Origin of the sequence: Mycobacterium malmoense (assembly GCF_019645855.1) — a bacterium.
In the GTDB taxonomy this organism is placed as follows: Bacteria; Actinomycetota; Actinomycetes; order Mycobacteriales; family Mycobacteriaceae; genus Mycobacterium; species Mycobacterium malmoense.
This window is the reverse complement of record NZ_CP080999.1, coordinates 4,140,684-4,157,445: the sequence shown is the minus strand read 5'-3', so window position 1 is coordinate 4,157,445 and position 16,762 is coordinate 4,140,684. Positions and strand designations below refer to the sequence as shown.

The 16,762-nt window shown below is 65.8% G+C and carries 22 protein-coding genes; 13 read left to right on the top strand and 9 right to left on the bottom strand.

The genetic code is table 11. The annotated features are described in order from the left end of the window. Positions 1 to 2: 2 nt before the first annotated feature. On the top strand, positions 3 to 1,559 hold the full coding sequence (locus tag K3U93_RS19020) for a carboxylesterase/lipase family protein (protein ID WP_083012370.1): 1,557 nt from the start codon (positions 3 to 5) through the stop codon (positions 1,557 to 1,559). Positions 1,560 to 1,565: 6 nt separating this feature from the next. Here K3U93_RS19020 and K3U93_RS19015 read toward each other — a convergent pair whose 3' ends face one another. The 5 genes from K3U93_RS19015 to K3U93_RS18995 all read right to left on the bottom strand — a co-directional run bounded on the left by K3U93_RS19015 (position 1,566) and on the right by K3U93_RS18995 (position 6,043). After that, a complete protein-coding gene (locus K3U93_RS19015) occupies positions 1,566 to 2,699 on the bottom strand; it encodes an AI-2E family transporter (protein ID WP_083012373.1) in 1,134 nt (377 codons plus the stop codon). 86 nt (positions 2,700 to 2,785) lie between these two features. After that, positions 2,786 to 3,910 (bottom strand): 3-beta-hydroxysteroid dehydrogenase, encoded by a 1,125-nt coding sequence (locus K3U93_RS19010; protein ID WP_083012432.1) that lies wholly within the window; start codon positions 3,908 to 3,910, stop codon positions 2,786 to 2,788. Between the two features lie 63 nt (positions 3,911 to 3,973). Further along, complete coding sequence (locus K3U93_RS19005) at positions 3,974 to 4,222, bottom strand: exodeoxyribonuclease VII small subunit (protein ID WP_071509815.1); 249 nt, start codon at positions 4,220 to 4,222, stop codon at positions 3,974 to 3,976. Beyond that, positions 4,212 to 5,462: an exodeoxyribonuclease VII large subunit gene (xseA, locus tag K3U93_RS19000; RefSeq protein WP_083012375.1), complete on the bottom strand. Its 1,251-nt coding sequence runs from the start codon at positions 5,460 to 5,462 to the stop codon at positions 4,212 to 4,214. The genes K3U93_RS19005 and xseA overlap by 11 nt, the downstream gene beginning before the upstream one ends. Then, the gene (locus tag K3U93_RS18995; RefSeq protein ID WP_083012378.1) at positions 5,459 to 6,043 is read right to left on the bottom strand and encodes a lipid droplet-associated protein; all 585 of its coding nucleotides are present in this window, start codon (positions 6,041 to 6,043) and stop codon (positions 5,459 to 5,461) included. Before K3U93_RS18995 ends, xseA begins: the two co-directional genes overlap by 4 nt. 85 nt (positions 6,044 to 6,128) lie before the next feature. Between K3U93_RS18995 and K3U93_RS18990 the strand changes: the two genes are divergently transcribed. Then, positions 6,129 to 7,139: a 4-hydroxy-3-methylbut-2-enyl diphosphate reductase gene (locus K3U93_RS18990; protein WP_083012435.1), complete on the top strand. Its 1,011-nt coding sequence runs from the start codon at positions 6,129 to 6,131 to the stop codon at positions 7,137 to 7,139. Between the two features lie 7 nt (positions 7,140 to 7,146). Here the strand turns inward: K3U93_RS18990 and K3U93_RS18985 are convergent, their stop codons facing one another. Continuing rightward, positions 7,147 to 8,268 carry a DUF6542 domain-containing protein gene (locus K3U93_RS18985; protein ID WP_176220073.1) on the bottom strand — a complete coding sequence of 374 codons (1,122 nt, stop codon included), beginning with the start codon at positions 8,266 to 8,268 and terminating at the stop codon, positions 7,147 to 7,149. Between the two features lie 113 nt (positions 8,269 to 8,381). On the opposite strand from K3U93_RS18985, the gene ychF reads away from it, so the two are divergent. The 8 genes from ychF (at position 8,382) to K3U93_RS18950 (ending at position 13,671) form a co-directional block, all read left to right on the top strand. Continuing rightward, positions 8,382 to 9,479, top strand: a complete 1,098-nt coding sequence (gene ychF / locus K3U93_RS18980) for a redox-regulated ATPase YchF (RefSeq protein ID WP_083012380.1) — start codon at positions 8,382 to 8,384, stop codon at positions 9,477 to 9,479. Positions 9,480 to 9,552: 73 nt separating this feature from the next. Continuing rightward, positions 9,553 to 9,792: an AbrB/MazE/SpoVT family DNA-binding domain-containing protein gene (locus tag K3U93_RS18975; RefSeq protein WP_071509811.1), complete on the top strand. Its 240-nt coding sequence runs from the start codon at positions 9,553 to 9,555 to the stop codon at positions 9,790 to 9,792. Beyond that, positions 9,789 to 10,226 (top strand): type II toxin-antitoxin system VapC family toxin, encoded by a 438-nt coding sequence (locus tag K3U93_RS18970; protein ID WP_083012383.1) that lies wholly within the window; start codon positions 9,789 to 9,791, stop codon positions 10,224 to 10,226. The genes K3U93_RS18975 and K3U93_RS18970 overlap by 4 nt, the downstream gene beginning before the upstream one ends. Positions 10,227 to 10,328: 102 nt before the next feature. After that, a complete protein-coding gene (locus K3U93_RS18965) occupies positions 10,329 to 10,607 on the top strand; it encodes a type II toxin-antitoxin system Phd/YefM family antitoxin (protein ID WP_083012385.1) in 279 nt (92 codons plus the stop codon). Next, positions 10,604 to 10,867, top strand: a complete 264-nt coding sequence (locus tag K3U93_RS18960) for a type II toxin-antitoxin system RelE family toxin (RefSeq protein WP_083012388.1) — start codon at positions 10,604 to 10,606, stop codon at positions 10,865 to 10,867. Before K3U93_RS18965 ends, K3U93_RS18960 begins: the two co-directional genes overlap by 4 nt. A gap of 138 nt (positions 10,868 to 11,005) precedes the next feature. Continuing rightward, positions 11,006 to 11,404, top strand: a complete 399-nt coding sequence (locus K3U93_RS18955; protein ID WP_071509808.1) for a VOC family protein — start codon at positions 11,006 to 11,008, stop codon at positions 11,402 to 11,404. Between the two features lie 187 nt (positions 11,405 to 11,591). Then, positions 11,592 to 11,981, top strand: a complete 390-nt coding sequence (locus tag K3U93_RS25040; RefSeq protein WP_230981427.1) for an Mtp family mycobacterial-type pilin — start codon at positions 11,592 to 11,594, stop codon at positions 11,979 to 11,981. A gap of 511 nt (positions 11,982 to 12,492) precedes the next feature. Beyond that, entirely contained in the window at positions 12,493 to 13,671 is a 1,179-nt protein-coding gene (locus K3U93_RS18950; protein ID WP_139797193.1) for a hypothetical protein, read from the top strand. Here K3U93_RS18950 and K3U93_RS18945 read toward each other — a convergent pair. Then, positions 13,646 to 13,993: a hypothetical protein gene (locus tag K3U93_RS18945; protein ID WP_139797194.1), complete on the bottom strand. Its 348-nt coding sequence runs from the start codon at positions 13,991 to 13,993 to the stop codon at positions 13,646 to 13,648. The genes K3U93_RS18950 and K3U93_RS18945 overlap by 26 nt on opposite strands. A 92-nt stretch (positions 13,994 to 14,085) precedes the next feature. Between K3U93_RS18945 and K3U93_RS18940 the strand changes: the two genes are divergently transcribed. From K3U93_RS18940 to K3U93_RS18930, 3 genes are all read left to right on the top strand, one after another. Further along, positions 14,086 to 14,553 (top strand): glycoside hydrolase, encoded by a 468-nt coding sequence (locus tag K3U93_RS18940; protein WP_071509597.1) that lies wholly within the window; start codon positions 14,086 to 14,088, stop codon positions 14,551 to 14,553. A gap of 257 nt (positions 14,554 to 14,810) precedes the next feature. Next, the gene (locus K3U93_RS18935) at positions 14,811 to 15,323 is read left to right on the top strand and encodes an OsmC family protein (protein WP_083012395.1); all 513 of its coding nucleotides are present in this window, start codon (positions 14,811 to 14,813) and stop codon (positions 15,321 to 15,323) included. Positions 15,324 to 15,342: 19 nt separating this feature from the next. Next, positions 15,343 to 15,666, top strand: coding sequence for a putative quinol monooxygenase (locus K3U93_RS18930; RefSeq protein WP_083012398.1), 324 nt, complete (start codon positions 15,343 to 15,345; stop codon positions 15,664 to 15,666). Here K3U93_RS18930 and K3U93_RS18925 read toward each other — a convergent pair. Then, complete coding sequence (locus tag K3U93_RS18925) at positions 15,663 to 16,343, bottom strand: guanylate cyclase (protein WP_083012440.1); 681 nt, start codon at positions 16,341 to 16,343, stop codon at positions 15,663 to 15,665. The genes K3U93_RS18930 and K3U93_RS18925 overlap by 4 nt on opposite strands. A gap of 47 nt (positions 16,344 to 16,390) precedes the next feature. Further along, positions 16,391 to 16,762, bottom strand: coding sequence for a carboxymuconolactone decarboxylase family protein (locus K3U93_RS18920; RefSeq protein WP_083012401.1), 372 nt, complete (start codon positions 16,760 to 16,762; stop codon positions 16,391 to 16,393).

Genomic DNA, 16,762 nt, shown 5'->3' with positions numbered 1-16,762 from the left:
CTATGACGACCGGCGATCTCGTGGTCGACACCACCCACGGCCCGGTGCGGGGCGCCGACGGGGGCGGCATCAGGACCACTAGGGTTTGGAAGGGCATTCCGTACGCCGCGCCGCCCGTCGGTGACCTGCGTTTCCGGCTGCCGGAGCCCCCGCGGCGGTGGACCGAGGTCGCCGACGTCACCTCCTTCGGGCCGGCCTGCCCGCAACCGGCCTTCCCCAACATGCCCCTCGACCTGGGGGCGCCGCAGGGCGAAGACTGCCTGAGGCTGAACGTCTGGGCATCGTCGGACACCGAGCCCGGTGCCGGAAAACCGGTGATGGTGTGGCTGCACGGCGGCGCCTACATCCTGGGATCCAGCAGCCAGCCGCTCTACGACGGTCACCGGCTGGTCAGCGGCGACGTCGACGTCGTCGTGGTGACGGTCAACTATCGACTCGGGGCGCTGGGCTTTCTCGACCTGTCGTCGTTCGGCACCGCCCGGCGACGCTTCGATTCCAACGTCGGGCTGCACGACGTGTTGGCGGCGCTGCGCTGGGTGCGCGACAACATCGCGGCGTTCGGCGGCGATCCCCAAAGGGTCACGCTCTTCGGTGAATCCGCGGGCGCCGGGATCGTGACGACACTGCTCGCCGCCCCGGCGGCCGAGGGCTTATTCGCCGGCGCGATCGCCCAAAGCTCACCGGCCACCTCGGTCTACGACCGCGGCAGGGCCCGCCGGGTCGCCAAGGGCTTCCTCGACAAGCTGGGGATCGCCCCGCCCGACGCGGACCGACTGCTCGATGCCCCGGTCGCCGCGATCCTGGCCGCGTCGCAGGAAGTGTTCGACGAAGTGCCGGTCCGCAACCCGGGCACGCTCGCGTTCGTCCCGATCGTCGACGGCGATCTCGTGCCCGACTACCCGGTGAAGCTGGCGCAGGAGGGCCGCTCGCATCCCGTCCCATTGATCATTGGCACCAACAAGCACGAGGCGGCGCTCTTCCGGTTGATGAGGTCGCCGCTGATGCCGATCACCCCCCGCGCGATCACATCGATGTTCGCCCAGATCGCCGCCGAACAGCCCGACCTGCAATTGCCCACCGCGGAGCAGATCGGGTCGGCGTATTCCCGATTGCGCCGCAGGGCAAGGTCTTTGAGCATCGCGACCGATGTCGGGTTCCGGATGCCGTCGGTGTGGCTGGCCGAGGGGCACGGCAGGGTGGCGCCGGTGTACCTGTACCGGTTCGACTACGCGACCCCACTGCTGAAGCTGCTGCTGGTCAGCGCCGCCCACGCCACCGAATTGCCTTACGTCTGGGGCAATCTCGGCGCACCCAAGGACCCCACATTGAAGCTCGGCGGTGCCAAGACCGCCAAGGCCGTGTCCAAGAGGGTGCGAACCAGGTGGACCAACTTCGCCGCGCACGCCAAGCCCGCGGGCCCGGCCGGCGAGCCGGACTGGACGCCCTACCGGGCGAACGACCGCGCCTGCCTGGTCATCAACAGGAGCGACGCCGTCGTGCACGACGCCGACGCGGACATCCGTGCCGCCTGGGGCAGCGAGATGGTGAGCTTCCGGTAGTCGGGCTCAGGCCCCATCCGCTTTCGCGGTCCGCCGTGGCAGCCAATTACGGCGGACGGGTTGTTCGTCAGGCGTGTCGAGATCGACGCCTTTGTACACCGCAAGGTAGACGTCCACGGTGGTGACGATGAGGATCATGAGCACCGGACCGATGACGATGCCCCAGGGGCCGAACATGGCGATGCCCGCGAACACCGACAGCAACATGAGCGCCGGGTTCAGGCGTGCGTCACGCGGAACGAGTATCGGGCGCAAGAAGTTATCGATGTTGGTGACCACCACGAGGTGCCACAGGACCACGAACGCGCCACCGGCGATGTTGCCGTAGAAGATCATTCCGATGCCGAACGGGATCGTCACGATCCCGCCGCCGAGCGGGATGATCGACAATGCGGTCAGCAGAATCGCAAAGATGAAGAAGCCGTGGTGAAATCCGGCGACGTAGATGGACGCGGCGCCGGCGACGCCTTGGCACAGCGCTATGACGAACTGGCCACTCACGGTGCCGCGCACCATCGCTCCGGCCTTCTTCAAATACAGATCCGTGACTTCGTCGCCGAGCGGGTTCAGTTGGCCGATCAGCGTTCGTACCTTCTCGCGGTTCACCAGCAGCGCGACAAACACATACAGGAAAATGATGGCCGCCGTGACGGCGCCGGCGATACCGCCGAGGGCGCCCTGCAAGAAATGCAGGAGCCATTCACCCACGTTGCGCCCCACCGTGACCATCGCTTTCCGAAGCGTCTCCGCGGTTATTGTCGTGTGCTCGAACGGAACCCGTGCCAGCAGGCCATTGACTCCATGGAGGATCTTGTCGCCGAGCCCGCTCAAATCCGTTGCCTTGACCCATCCGGCGATGCTGTCGACCATGCGCGAAATCTGGACGACCGCCAGGATCACCAACAGTCCGACGGGCACGATGACGATGACCACTGCCGACACCAGGGTGCAGGCGGCCGACACGCCGGTGCTGAGACGTCTGTTGAACCAATTGAACAGTGGCGTGAACAAATACGCTCCGACGGCGGCCACCACGACCAGCACGAAGTAGTGGCGCAAGAAATATGCGCCGAACAGCAGAGCGATCAGCGTGAGAATCGCGAGGGCGCGTTTTTGGGTGAGCGTGAATTCGGTGTTCATGCGAACCGGACCGCCCTCCGCGTCGTCGCTGCTCAGCTGAACCTTAGCCGGAGTCAGCCTCCGCGCAAACGCGCCGCGCGACCCCGCTACGTCGTCCCACTCGTTGTCGGTTTTGCGGCCAAGGCCTGGCCCTTCATCCGCTGGAACATGTCCACGTAGTACGGCAGGCATTCGGATATCGCCTTCTCCGTGGTCAACAGAGGCTCATAGCCGAGGTCGCGCCGCGCCTTGTCCACCGAGAAGTAGTTGTCCAGATACAGCCGCTCGACGGCCAGCGGCTCGAGCAGCGGCGCCGGGATCCCGAACCGGAAGTGCAGCCGCTGCCAACCGGTCATCGCCGCGCGGACCACCGGCCCGTTGACCCGAATCCGCGGCCAGCTTTCCCCGCAGGCCTCCACCACCGGCCGGGCGAACTCGAACATGTTGACCGGTTCGGCGTCGTTGATGAAGTACGCCTGACCGGGCGCGGTTCCGCCGGGCACCAGATGCTCGGCGGCCAGCAGAAAACCATGAATCAGGTTGTGCACGTAGGAGTTATCCAGCCGGGCCGACTTGCGGCCGATCAGCACCTTGACGTGGCCGGCGATCACGCTTTCGAACAGCTTGCGGAACATCGTCTGATCGCCGCGGCCCCAGATGCCGCTGGGCCGGATCGCGCACGTCAGCATGCCTGCCTCGCCGTTCGGGGATGCGTTCTGGGACAATACGAATCGCTCGGCGACCACCTTGGTCTCGGTGTAGAGGTCGTTGAACCTGCCGGTGTAGGGCAGCGTCTCGTCACCGCCGGCGATGTTCTGCCCGCCCATCACCACGCTGTTGGACGAGGTGTAGACGAACCGCTTCACCCCGGCCGCCTGCCCGGCGTGCACCAGGTTCTGGGTGCCGCCGACGTTGACCGCGAAGCTGCGCTGGCGGTATTCGTCGGTCACCGCTGCGCCACCCATCAGGTCGATGATCGCGGCGGTGTGGAACACCGTGTCGATGCCGTCCACCGCCTTGGCGCAGACGGCCGCGTCGGTGATGTCACCTTGAAGCACCTCCAGGTGCGGGTGCTCCGGCAGCGGTGAGGGGGCCCGGTCGAAGGAACGCACCCGGTATCCGCGGTCGAGCAAGGTGGTCACGAGGTTGGCGCCGACAAACCCCGAACCGCCGGTGACCAGGACGCGGCCGAGTTCGGTTGTCAGTGATGCATCACCCATGCCGGGAAGGATAACTGAAACGTGTTCCAATTCGAGCTGGAGTCCCGAAATCGCTTTCGCGACTCGGCGCGCGGGTCAGCCGTCGTCGGCCTGGCCGGCCGCGAGCGCATCCTCGATCCGCTTGCGGGCGCCAGCTAAATGCTCCTCGCACCTTTTGGCGAGTTGTTCGCCTCTTTCCCAAAGCTTCAGCGACGCATCGAGATCCATCCCGCCCTGTTCCAGGAGCCGCACCACTTCGATCAGCTCGTCCCGGCAAGCCTCGTAGCCAAGCTGACTAATAGGCGTAATAGGCTGCATCGACTGCGCCTCGTCCCTAGCCACCATCGGTCAATCCTTCGCTCATCGCCGCCACGGCGCCGTCACCAACCCGCACCCGCAGCCGCGTGCCCGCCGGGGCGTCGTCGATCGACCGCAGCACCGCGGGGGATCCGGCGGCGGGAACGGTCTGCACGACGGCGTAGCCGCGGGCCAACGTGGCCGCCGGGCCCAGCGTCGCCAGCCGCGCGGCCAGGTGACCGACGCGCTCGGTCTCGGCGGCGACCAGCCGGTTGATGTCGCGTCGGACCGCCGAGCGGGCCCGGTGAATCTCGTCGGCCCGCGCCGTCAGGGCCGCCAACGGCTCGGCCAGCACCGGCCGGCTGCGCAGCTGGGCCAGCGCGCGTTGTTCGCGGGACACCCAATTGCGCAGCGCCTGCGCGCTGCGCCGGCACAGGTCGTCGATCAGTCGCTGCTCGGCGGCGGTGTCGGGGACCACCTTCTTGGCCGCGTCGGTGGGGGTGGCGGCGCGCAGGTCGGCGACCAGGTCGCAGATCGGGTTGTCGGGTTCGTGGCCGACCGCGCTGATCACCGGCGTGCGGCAGGCCGCGATGGCGCGGCACAGGGTCTCGTCGGAGAACGGCAGCAGGTCCTCGACGCTGCCGCCGCCGCGGGCCAGCACGATCACGTCGACTTCAACGTGGCGGTCGAGTTCGCAGAGCGCCTCGACGATCTGCGCGACCGCGTTCGGCCCCTGGACGGCGGTGTTGCGCACGGCGAAACGCACCGCGGGCCAGCGCCCGCCGGCCACCGTCGTCACGTCCCGTTCGGCGGCGCTCGCCCTCCCGGTGATCAGTCCGATCATGTTGGGCAGGAAGGGGATTGGTCGCTTGAGCCGCGGGTCGAAGAGCCCTTCGGCGTCCAGTAGCCGGCGCAGCCGGTCGATGCGCGCCAACAGCTCGCCGACGCCGACGGCGCGAATCTCGCTGAGCCGCAACGAAAATGTGCCACGCCCGGTGTAGAAGGAGGGTTTGCCGCACACCACCACCTGGGTGCCTTCGGCCAGTTTCACCGGCGCATCCAAAACCAAGTCACGCGAACATGTTACGGTCAGCGACATGTCGGCGGCCGGGTCCCGCAGCACCATGAACACGGTCTTGGAGTCGGGCCGCATGGTGATCTGGGCCAGCTGCCCCTCGACCCACACGGTGCCGAGTTTGTCGATCCAGCCCGCGACCCGGATCGCCACCGCGCGCACCGGAAAGGGGTTCTCCGCGGAGTTGGGTTGGGGGTTTGCCGCTCGGGTCACTTCGCGTTCGCGCGGGTGATCCTGTTGGCGAGCAGCGTCTGAAACGGTGCGCGGGACTTGGTGGCCTGCTCGTAGGCCAGCAGGGCTTCGAGGTCTTCGACGCCCAGCGACTGCAGCCTGGCCCGCAGCTGGGCCAGCGTCAGCGTCGCATAGTCGAGTTCGGCCGCCACGGCCGGCTCGGGAACCGACTTCTTCGATTGGCCGGCGGGCGTGGTCGGCGGCTCGGCGGCTTCGGGCGCGTCGGTCACCGAATACAGTGCGAACCGTCCCTCGGCCCGCCGATCGCCCTCGCCGCCCTCCGGCAAGGCGGCGGTGGCGCCCTCAACGTCGTCACCCAGGTCCTCGTCGAACGTCGCCCAGTCCGGCTTCTCGTCCTTGGGCGGAAAAATGGACTCCAGGGTGCTGTCGCCCTTGATCACCAGCTCGGCCAGGTTCTGCTGAAACCGCATCACAATGTGCGCCGCCTGGCTGGCCAACGTCATCGGGTACATCAGGATCGTCTTCGGCAGCCTCATCGTCTCCTCGACGGCGACCGTCGCCGCGCCGACCAATAGCCGAACCCCGTACGGTGCAGAAGCCATGGTCCAAGACTGCCTCAACCCGCGGCTAAACTCCAAGCCCGCCGGCCGTGTGCCCGCCGGGCCGGCGGAACGTACCCTGAATGTCATGCCGCCGACTGTCGACATGGGGATTCCCGGTGCGTCCGGATCGGTAGCCGGCGACCCGATCGGTAAGAGGGTGCTGCTGGCGGAGCCGCGTGGCTACTGCGCGGGTGTGGACCGGGCCGTCGAGACGGTCGAGCGCGCGCTGGAAAAGCACGGCGCCCCGGTCTACGTGCGCCACGAGATCGTGCACAACCGGCACGTGGTCAACACTCTGGAAAAGGCCGGGGCGGTTTTCGTCCAGGAGACCGACGAGGTTCCCGAGGGCGCCATCGTGGTGTTTTCCGCGCACGGCGTCGCGCCGACGGTGTATGCCGCTGCCGCCCAACGCAACTTGCACACCATCGATGCCACCTGCCCGTTGGTGACCAAGGTGCACAACGAGGCCAGGCGGTTCGCCCGCGACGACTACGACATCCTGCTGATCGGCCACCAGGGCCACGAGGAGGTCATCGGCACCGCCGGAGAGGCGCCCGAGCACGTGCAGCTGGTCGACGGGATCGCCGCGGTGGACAACGTGACGGTCCGCGACGAGAACAAGGTGGTCTGGCTGTCGCAGACCACGCTGTCGGTCGACGAGACGATGGACATCGTCGAGCGGCTGCGGCGGCGTTTCCCGAAGCTCCAGGATCCGCCCAGCGACGACATCTGCTACGCGACGCAGAACCGGCAGGTTGCGGTCAAGGCGATGGCGCCCGAGTGCGAGCTGGTCATCGTCGTCGGGTCGCGCAACTCGTCGAACTCGGTGCGGCTGGTCGAAGTGGCGTTGGGCGGCGGCGCCGCGGCCGCTCACCTGGTCGACTGGGCCGACGATATCGACCCGGCGTGGTTGGGGGGTGTGACGACGGTGGGCGTCACCTCCGGTGCTTCCGTTCCCGAGGTTCTGGTGCGGGGTGTGCTGGAGCGGCTGGCCGAGTGCGGCTACGGCGTGGTGCAGCCGGTGACGACGGCCCAGGAGACCCTGGTGTTCGCGTTGCCCCGGGAGATCCGGGCGCTTCGCTCCGTGCCGGATTAGGCGCGGATTAGGTGTCGTACTCCCAGGATTCGGCGCGGGACCGGCCGGGCGCCCGCGATCGACTCCAGCGCTCGTCGCGCGGCTCGGCGCCGGGCTCGTTCGCGGGGTTCGACCCGCGGTAGCGGACCCGAGAGATCGGGTGGTGTGTCGGATTGGCGCCGTTTGACCCGCCCGGCGCGGTGCGACGGCGGCGGGGCTCGTAGGGCTCGTACATGTCGTAGCCATCGAAGCGGCCGCCGCGGGGCACCGGTTCCTCATACGGCCGCTCGTAGGGATTACGGCGGGTGTGCCGCGGATCGCGGCGGGCCTCGCGCGGCAGGTCTGCATCACCCTGCGGTCTGGGGCGGCGGCGCGGCCGGCCGGGCGGGTCGGCGGGCTCGAAGTCGCGGGGAGGTGCCTGCCCTCGGTGACCGGGCCGCCGCGAACGTTCGGCGACGGGTTCCTGCTGGTCCTCCAGCGGAGGTCGGGTTCGGCTGGGACGCGAGGCGGACCTGCCGCCGCGCGCCGCTCGGCCGGTCTTCGGGGCGCGGGCGGTCGCGCGGGTCCGCTTCGAGCCGGACGCTTCGCCGGCGTCGTCCCCGGAGGGATTGAGCCGAAGAAGCGAGTTGAGCGTCGCGACAATGGTGCGGATGAACGAGTGTGGCGTCCCCGCGGTCTCGGCGTCGTCCTTGCCGGTGGCCACCGCCGCCGTCGCGTGTGACATGCCGAAATACCACCTGATCAGACCGATCAGCAGCACGCCGCCGGCGGTGCCCAGCATCAACGGGAAACGCTCGATGAGCGGATAGCCGCAGTTGATCAGGAGGTCTTTGAGGTTGCCGATTTTGCGTCCGTGGAACAGCCAGTAGGCACCCGGCACCGCGCAGAAAAGTATCAGCGGCGGTTGGATGGTCGCGGCGAACACGCCCTCTTGGCGCACGGCCAGCACCGCGGCCACACAGCCGGCTATGTAGAGGCCGGCGAAGGCGTGGGTCAGCTCCTTGTGCCCCGACCCCGCGTCGATTCCGTACCCGATGGTGGTCGCGGTGACGGCGATGAGCAGGGCCCCCCACCACGGCACACCCGGGATATACGGGTGAATCGAGCGGTGGCTAGCCTCGACCGCCGACCTTGCCCGCTGCGCTGACACATGTAGACCGTACCGGCAATGAGCCGAAAGGCTCGTATATACCTAGCCGCAGCCCCCGGTGTGCCGTCGTGCCCGAATGAACCACGGCAGCCGGCCTCTAGACTTGAATCCCCGTGAGCCTGAGCCTGGGAATCGTGGGTCTGCCCAACGTCGGCAAGTCGACGCTGTTCAACGCGCTGACCCGGAACAATGTGGTGGCGGCCAACTATCCGTTCGCCACGATCGAACCCAACGAGGGCGTGGTTTCGCTGCCCGATCCGCGGCTGGCCAAGCTGGCGGAGCTTTTCCATTCCGAGCGCATCGTGCCGGCGCCGGTCACGTTCGTCGACATCGCCGGCCTGGTCAAGGGCGCGTCCGAGGGGGCCGGGCTGGGCAACAAGTTCCTGGCGCACATCCGCGAGTGCGACGCCATCTGCCAGGTGGTCCGGGTGTTTTCCGACGACGACGTGACGCACGTCGCCGGACAGGTGGATCCCAAATCCGACATCGAGGTCGTCGAGACCGAATTGATCCTGGCCGACCTGCAAACCCTCGAGCGCGCCTTGCCGCGGCTGGAAAAGGAGGCTCGCACCAATAAGGAACGCAGACCCGCCTACGACGCGGCACTGGCCGCCCAGGCGACATTGGACGGCGGGACGACGCTGTTCGCCGCCGGGGTCGACGTCTCGCCGCTGCGGGAGCTGAATCTGCTGACCACCAAACCGTTTTTGTATGTCTTCAACGCCGACGAGGCCGTCCTGACCGACGCCGCGCGGGTGGCCGAGCTGCGCCGGCTCGTCGCGCCCGCCGATGCGGTGTTCCTCGACGCCGCCATCGAAGCCGAACTGGTCGAACTCGACGACGAATCGGCCGCCGAGCTACTCGAATCGATCGGGCAGACCGAACGGGGTCTCGACGCGTTGGCCCGGGCGGGTTTTCACACGCTGGCGCTGCAGACGTTCCTGACGGCGGGCCCAAAAGAGGCGCGCGCGTGGACGATTCACCAGGGCGACACCGCGCCCAGGGCCGCCGGGGTGATCCACAGCGACTTCGAGAGGGGCTTCATCAAGGCCGAGATCGTGTCCTACGACGACCTGATCGCCGCCGGGTCCATGGCGGCGGCCAAGGCGGCCGGCAAGGTCCGGATGGAGGGCAAGGACTACGTGATGGCCGACGGCGACGTGGTCGAGTTCCGGTTTCAAGCAACGTCTGGTCAGCAACCGAAGAAGTAGCGACCGTGCCACGTTTGCGCCTTGGGGTGCAGCGTCCGACATGGAAATGGGATCTGACTGGTAGCATTTTCCCATGGAGGCCGTAATCGATTCCGGTGGGCGTGTGGTGCTCCCCAAGCACCTCCGTGACGCGCTAGGCCTGACACCGGGTACGACTGTAGACATCTCGCCGTACGGGACCGGCGTGCAAGTGACGCCCGGTGGTCGGACGGCGCGGCTCGAGCGTGAAGCGGATGGCCGCCTCGTCTCCCGTGGAGACGCAGCGGTGACTGACGAAATGATGTACGCACTGATCGACTCGGTTCGACGGTGACTGGTCGGCGCTTGTCGGTGGACACGAGCGTCGCTGTGCCGTTGCTGGTGGCTTCTCACGAACGCCATCACGCGGTCGCCGAGTGGGCGCGGGGGCGGTCGCTGAGTCTGAGCAGTCATGCCCTGGCGGAGACGTACTCGGTCCTCACCCGGTTGCCGGGTGATGCGCGCGTGGCGCCGGCGGATGCGGTCACGCTCATCGATGAGAACTTCGATGAAGTATTGGTTCTGTCGGCGACTGCAGCGCGGGGAGCGCACCGGGAACTCGCGGCCAACGGCGTCGCCGGGGGTGCGACGTACGACGGGCTCGTGGCGCTGGCTGGCCGTGAGCATGGTGCGGTCTTGGTCAGTCGGGATGCGCGGGCGCGGTCGACGTACGAGACGCTCGGAGTTGCCGTCGAAGTACTTGTCGGTGCGGCTGGGCCCGCTCAGTGACTACCGGCGATCCTGTGGACTTCCGCTGCAGTGTTTAGCCGAGTCGCCGTTTGATCAGGAGCGGAGACGTCCCCGTTACGCCCTCACGCTAGAATTCTGTACATGTCCACGCTCCCGCTGGCCGAGGTTCGGGCCAACCTGTCCAAGCTGGTTGATGAGGCGGTCCGCACCCATGAGCGAATCGAGGTCACTCGGCAAGGTCGTCGGGCAGCCGTGATTCTCAGTGCGGACGACTTCGACTCGATCATGGAAACCCTGGCGATCCTCAGCGATCAGGAGCTGATGCGCGAGGTCCGTGCGGCCGAGGCGGAAAGCGGTCAGACCTACACGTTGGACGAGGTGACCGCGGAGATGCGCGCCGCCGGCCGGCTACCTCGGTGACCTATCGCATTGAACTGACCGGAGCCGCCAGGAAGGCGCTGACCGAATCCCTACCCGAGGCAGTGGCCGTCGCGTGCTGGGAGTTCATTCGAGGCCCGCTCGCCGAGAATCCTCAACGAGTAGGCAAGCCACTCCGCGGCCAGTTGGAGGGGCGGTACTCGGCGCGGCGCGGAGAGTTTCGTGTCATCTACCAGATCTTCGACGAACGAGTGGTGGTCCGGATCATCTACATCGCACATCGTCGTGACGTTTACCGGTGACGTGGTCGAGTTCCGGTTCCAAGCAACGTCTGGACAGCCGAAGAAGAACTGACGCGGACCTGTCGGGGTGCGCGCCTAGCATGTGGGCACCCAAGCGCATCCGCCAATGATTCGGCGGAGCCTCAAGGAGGAACCTCGATGAAATTCGTTTCGACCCGCATCATCACAGCAGACGTCAGCCGGTTGGTTGCCTTCTACGAGATGGTCACCGAAACCACCGCTGTCTGGGGGAACGAACTGTTCGCGGAGATCCCGACGCCAGTCGGCACGCTTGCCGTCGGTAGCGACAAAACCGTCCCCCTGTTTGGACTAGGGTCGGCCGAGCCGGCGGCTAACCGAACGGCCATCCTTGAGTTCATCGTGGACGATGTGGATGCCGAGTATGAGCGGCTCCGTGGGAGCATCGGCGAGGTGGTGACCGAACCAACGACGATGCCGTGGGGTAATCGCGCCTTGCTGTTTCGCGACCCAGATGGGAACTTGGTCAATCTGTTCACGCCCGTCACGGACGAGGCTCGCGTCAAGTTCGGGCTGTGAGGATTCAGACAGAAGCCGACGGCGCGGCGGTGGAGTTCCGGTTCAGCGTCTAGGCAGCCGAAAAAGTAGCCAGTAGGAGTTGGGCGGGAAGGACGCCGGTCGCGGTACGGATAAAAACCGCTCCCTGACTCGAGACGAATTGGAATCGCTACTTGCCTGGATTCCGGTCTGGGGAAATTCTTGGGAGATGGCGACTGCAAAGCAAACAAGACCGCGGGCTCGGTGGTCTACGGGCGTGCTGGTGGCTGGCGGGTTGGCTTTGTCCGCGTTCGGGCTGGCTGGCGGTCCCGCCCCCTGGGCCCAGGCGGCCCCGGCGCCCAGCTATCACTGGTGCCCAGGTGATCAATGGGACCCAGGCTGGGGTAACACCTATGACTGGGACTGGAATCACTGCCACGACTGGCAAGGCCCGGCAGGCCAAGGTGGTCCGGTGGGCTGGGGACCCTGGGGACCCCCGCCGCCGTGGGCGCCGCCACAGCCGCCTCCACCGTCGTGGGCGCCCGGGGCTCAGCTGATGTGGAATCCTGCTGCCAATGTTTGGGGATTCTGGAACAACGGAATATGGACTCCGGTCTAGCTCGCCGGGGCGACGGCTTTCGAATAAACAGCGCTTCGTTTCGAAAGGCCGGAGAAGGCGGTGACCGTGGGGTCGTGCTTTGCGAGTGACCACGTTTCCGCCGCTCGGGTGTAGCCGCCGGGCGGCGGCGATGCCATGCACCGGTGATGACGATCGTTTTTGACGTCACGATGCTGACCTGCGCGGGGAGCGGAGTGATCTCCCGTCGATGGCGAAGACGTGTTGGTGTCCACCTATCGGAGGGGTTTGCTGCTCGGTCCGGCAGAGTTGAGCAAACTCATACCTGGGGTTATCCAACGGTAGTTCCGCTCTGAACTAAAATTCGGGGGGGGGGGTAACTCCTGGCTTTTCGAAGATGTTTCCAACATCGGTTATCTTATTTTACATAGTTTGCGCGGCTCGATGTTTGTGGGACAAACTTGACGATCTCGCCTCAACCCACCCGAAACTCAGGTCGTTCTCAGCTACGTTCTGACCATCGTCATCCGATAACAGATTTAAGGAGATGGTCGTGGAGATCGCAGCCCGCCCCCACATCACCGCTGGAGTCGCCCTGGCCGCCGCCAGCGTCATCACCGCAGGACCGATGATGACCCAGCACCTACCCGATTTTCACCCGGCCCAACAGCGCTCCGAGGCGAACGTGTCCGATATCAACCTCACCGACGCCAGCAGCACCATGATGGATCTGTTTTCTGGAGTGGAGGACGAACTGGCCTCCCTCGTTGGGGGCGGAGCAGCCGCTGCAGCCGCAGTGCCCGCCGGTATCCTCGACGGCGTCGTCAACCCGTTCCAAACCTGGCTCAACATCATTCCGGAATCGATAGCAAATCTCCAAAAGTTGAACACCCTGTGGAGTGCGGATCCTTTTCCGGTGTTGCAGCAGGTCGGTGCTAACTGGCTGGAGTACGGGACTGAGTATGTCAATGCTTGGCAAACTTCTGCGAATGCTGCCACAAGCTTCTACTTTGGTAACGCAAGCACCAGTTTTATTCCGACGATGCTCAAGGGCATCGCGGATCTTCAAGCGGGCAAGATCACGGCGGCAGAACCGCTGATACTCAACGCGCTTTTTAGTACCCCGCTCCAGAACATCGGGCAACCGCTCGAGAACATCCTTTTCATCCCGGCCCAGATGGCGACAAATTTTGGCAAATTCGTCAACAGCACCGCAACATACGTTCCTCTCGGCCTCGTCCTAACCGGCGTCCTCGGCCTTGTCCAAGGGGTGGGGAAGACGCTTGGCGCCAGCATTCAAGCCGCTTATAACGCCTGGAACGCCGGGGAAACGTTGGGTGCGGTCACCGACCTGCTCGATATCCCCGGCCAGTTGACAAGCAGCCTCCTCAACGGCCCGACAGGTACTGCCGGGCTGGTCGGCGGCGTCTTGTCGACCGGTATCTATCAGATCATTCTTCAGGATTTGCAGATATCGATCGTCACGCCTGGCGCACAGGACATCTTTCATGGCGGCAGCCTTGTGGCGGGCTTACAGGGCCTGACGAATACGTTGACCAATGGATGGCCGAACCTGGCTGCCAGTCTGGGCACCCTTGGCCCCCAGTTGACGTCGGTCCTGCAGGGCGTCCCGGCGGCTTTGGCCAATGTTCCGTCCTACTTGGCTGGCATGGCCGGATCGTTGGCAAGCCACCTGGGCACCTTGCTCACCCAGCTCCTCGGATTGCTCTGAGTCCGCTGGAGGTCGCCGATGCGAGCCGGTGACCGTCAACGGCGATGGCCCCCTTCGCAAGAAAGGGGCCATCGTTTATTGCGCGGCTGGCCGAGGTGCTGCGCAGGACCAGCCAGCGCACGAACCGGTCGACCAACTTGGGTACGTCCTGCCAGCGCGACGCGAGGTACCGATCGGCGCTGACATCGTGCTCGCGGCACTTCCCCGGCACCACCTCAGGCTCGTGGAGTTGGCCGGGGCGACCGAGAATGTGGACCATCAGTTTCGTGTCCGCAAATATGCGTTGGCGTAATAATTTTGCTGTAAATGCGATCAACGCCATTTTCCACTCCACAAGTGACGCGCACCACAAATTTTGGCTCCCGATGAATCTTATTGCTAGCGTCGCTGCCCGTGATTGTTCTAGCTACGTTGATGTCGCTCATCAATCAGGTCTCCGGGACGCCCTATGTTGTGGGTGGAGATTCGCCCGCCGGGACCGACTGTTCAGGGCTTGCCTCGTGGATTGCCAACGCGGCGACCGACAGGCCGGTGTTCGGAGATCGATTTAATACCGGGAATGAAGAGGCCGCTTTATTGGTGCGGGGCTTTCAATACGGCACCGCTCCCAACGCCTTGGTGATCGGGTGGAACGGCGCCCACACCGCGGTGACGTTGCCGGATGGGACCTCGGTATCCAGTGGTGAACACGGCGGTGTGCACATCGGGGGTCCGGGCGCCTACCGGCCAGGATTCACGCATCACATGTTTCTGCCGATGCCGCCGGACGGCGAGGGCGCTCCGCCTCCGCCGCCGGATGCACCGGCCGTCCTCGTCGACGCGGTGGCTCCGGCTCCCGAAATACCCACGCCACCGCCTGCGGACGCGCCGCCGGCGGGCTGACGCGGGGTTCGCGAATGCGCAACGACTGAGCTGACCCGCGCAACAAATTATTGTGCGAAATGGATCGCATTTATCGATCGCCAATTGCGGCCATACCCACGCCGGCACGTTAATTTGCCGCATAAAGCACACGTTTACGGTCGTGGCCGCAAACCGTTAACACATCGCAAAGAGACGAATTCGAGTCAGGCCGAGCCGATCCAGGGCGGCGCGCGCCTTACCATTGCCGGGACGGCGAGACGGTAAGGGGACACAAGGTGACAACGTCGACTACCCATCTCGGCGGCGTCATCGCCGCCCACAGCGTTGCCGTCGCGGCCGACAAGGCCAACGCCCAGGTCGTGTTCCGGGCTGCGGCCATCGCCCACGATGCGGTCGCCAGCACGGTCAGCGTCGGCCAGCGCCGAGTCGAGGTCGACGAGCCGCCCGCGCTCGGCGGAGAGGGCAAAGCCCCGAACCCGGTCGAGTACTACCTGGCGTCGCTGCTGTCCTGCCAGATCGTGACCTGGCGCGTCTGGGCCGAGAGGCTCGGCATCGCGGTCGACGAGATCACCGCGCACGCCGAGGGCGATCTCGATGTGCGGGGCTTCTTCGGTTTCGACGACGCGGTGCGCCCGGGTTTCCAACGGGTGCGGGTGGTGGTCACGGTGACCGGGCCGGAGTCGCCGCGGCACTACCGCGAACTGCAGGAAGCGGTCGACGCGCACTGTCCGGTACTGGATTTGACCCGAAACGCCACAGCGGTGACGACGAGCCTGGAGATCGGCTGACCGCGTATCCTGACCGGCAATGATCTTTATAGTCGTCAAGTTCGAGACCAAACCCGAATGGACCGACCGCTGGCCGGAACTGGTCGCCGAATTTACGGCCGCCACTCGCGCCGAGGCGGGCAACCTGTGGTTCGACTGGTCGCGCAGCCTGGACAACCCGGCGGAGTATGTCTTGGTCGAGGCGTTCCGCGACGGTGACGCGGGCAGCGTCCACGTCAACAGCGATCACTTCAAACGGGCGATGCGAGAGCTGCCGCAGGCGCTGAGGTCCACGCCCAAGATCATCAGCCAGACCGTCGACGCGACAGGCTGGTCCGACATGGGGGAGATGTCGGTCGATTAGCCGACCGCAATGGCGATTTCGTCGCCCAGCCGATAACCCGGCGCCAGCGGAAGCGTGTCACCGCTCCAGAACGAGCCCGGATCGAACCAGTTCGAGTACTTCTGCGTGCTGAGCAATCCCATTTCCTCGTAGGTGATGGCCACCGTCTCCGCGCAGTACGCCGTTTCCAGGCCGACGCGTTGGCGCGCTTTGCGCCGCTGTGTCGACTCTCGAACCTTCTTGTCCACGACCGGGATTCCCCGTAACCAGTCGTAGGCGGTCGGGAGCCGGCCGCGGATCCACCGGCCGGTGAGACGCGCGGTAGCGGGAAACGGGGTGCCATCCATCCGCGCGATCACCCGTAGCAAGTCGTTCTCCTGTTCGCGGTTGGCGTGCGGCGTCAGCTGACGCAGCCAGCAGCGCTGGTGGTAGCGCCGCGTCCACTGCTGGACGGCATCGCGTAGGTCGTTGAGCTGCACGCCGCGGTGGTTGGTCCCGGTCCACAGGTCGACGAGCTTGTCGCCCAGTTCGGCATGCCAGATCAGCGGCGGCAAGTCGTCGATGGCCACCGTCATGCCGACGTGGTTCACCGGACTGTTGGTCAAGGTCTGGATGGCACGGTCGGGTCCCGAGCCGCCGCGGAACAGCCAAAGGTCACCAGTGCGCGTCTCGTCGAGCGCTTGGTCCAGGGTCAGCATGTAAGCCCGCTCGTCGCTTCGGGCATCGTCCTCGGGATTATGGGCCATTATGAGCTCGCCAGTACTCCGCGCGCGACGTTGCGCGCGGTGGCCGCCGCGGGGTAGCCGGCATAGCCGGTCATGTGATAGATCACCTCTTCGATTTCCTCGATGGTCAGCCCGTTGCGCAGCGCGATCTGGAAGTGGATCTTCAGCTCGTCGCCGGCCCGCAGGGCGATGAGCGCGCCGAGGGTCACCAGGCTGCGGGAGCGACGATCCAGGCCGGGGCGGGTCCACAAGGCGCCGAAAACGTGATCGATGCTCAGGTTGCCGAGTTCGTCGGCGACGCCGCCGTCGCGAAGGCTGGTGACATCGTCCGGGATCAGGCCGGGCATCATGTCCCGGAACACATCGAGACCCAAGGTGCTGCGATCAGTCAT

Bases quoted from the DNA above. Each gene is read 5' to 3' on its own strand.
- K3U93_RS19020 (WP_083012370.1), top strand. From the start codon at position 3: ATGACGACCGGCGATCTCGTGGTCGACACCACCCACGGCCCGGTGCGG.
- K3U93_RS19015 (WP_083012373.1), bottom strand. From the start codon at position 2,699: ATGAACACCGAATTCACGCTCACCCAAAAACGCGCCCTCGCGATTCTC.
- K3U93_RS19005 (WP_071509815.1), bottom strand. From the start codon at position 4,222: ATGGTGGCTAGGGACGAGGCGCAGTCGATGCAGCCTATTACGCCTATT.
- K3U93_RS18995 (WP_083012378.1), bottom strand. From the start codon at position 6,043: ATGGCTTCTGCACCGTACGGGGTTCGGCTATTGGTCGGCGCGGCGACG.
- K3U93_RS18990 (WP_083012435.1), top strand. From the start codon at position 6,129: ATGCCGCCGACTGTCGACATGGGGATTCCCGGTGCGTCCGGATCGGTA.
- K3U93_RS18975 (WP_071509811.1), top strand. From the start codon at position 9,553: ATGGAGGCCGTAATCGATTCCGGTGGGCGTGTGGTGCTCCCCAAGCAC.
- K3U93_RS18965 (WP_083012385.1), top strand. From the start codon at position 10,329: ATGTCCACGCTCCCGCTGGCCGAGGTTCGGGCCAACCTGTCCAAGCTG.
- K3U93_RS18955 (WP_071509808.1), top strand. From the start codon at position 11,006: ATGAAATTCGTTTCGACCCGCATCATCACAGCAGACGTCAGCCGGTTG.
- K3U93_RS25040 (WP_230981427.1), top strand. From the start codon at position 11,592: ATGGCGACTGCAAAGCAAACAAGACCGCGGGCTCGGTGGTCTACGGGC.
- K3U93_RS18945 (WP_139797194.1), bottom strand. From the start codon at position 13,993: ATGGCGTTGATCGCATTTACAGCAAAATTATTACGCCAACGCATATTT.
- K3U93_RS18940 (WP_071509597.1), top strand. From the start codon at position 14,086: ATGTCGCTCATCAATCAGGTCTCCGGGACGCCCTATGTTGTGGGTGGA.
- K3U93_RS18930 (WP_083012398.1), top strand. From the start codon at position 15,343: ATGATCTTTATAGTCGTCAAGTTCGAGACCAAACCCGAATGGACCGAC.
- K3U93_RS18925 (WP_083012440.1), bottom strand. From the start codon at position 16,343: ATGCTGACCCTGGACCAAGCGCTCGACGAGACGCGCACTGGTGACCTT.
- K3U93_RS18920 (WP_083012401.1), bottom strand. From the start codon at position 16,762: ATGACTGATCGCAGCACCTTGGGTCTCGATGTGTTCCGGGACATGATG.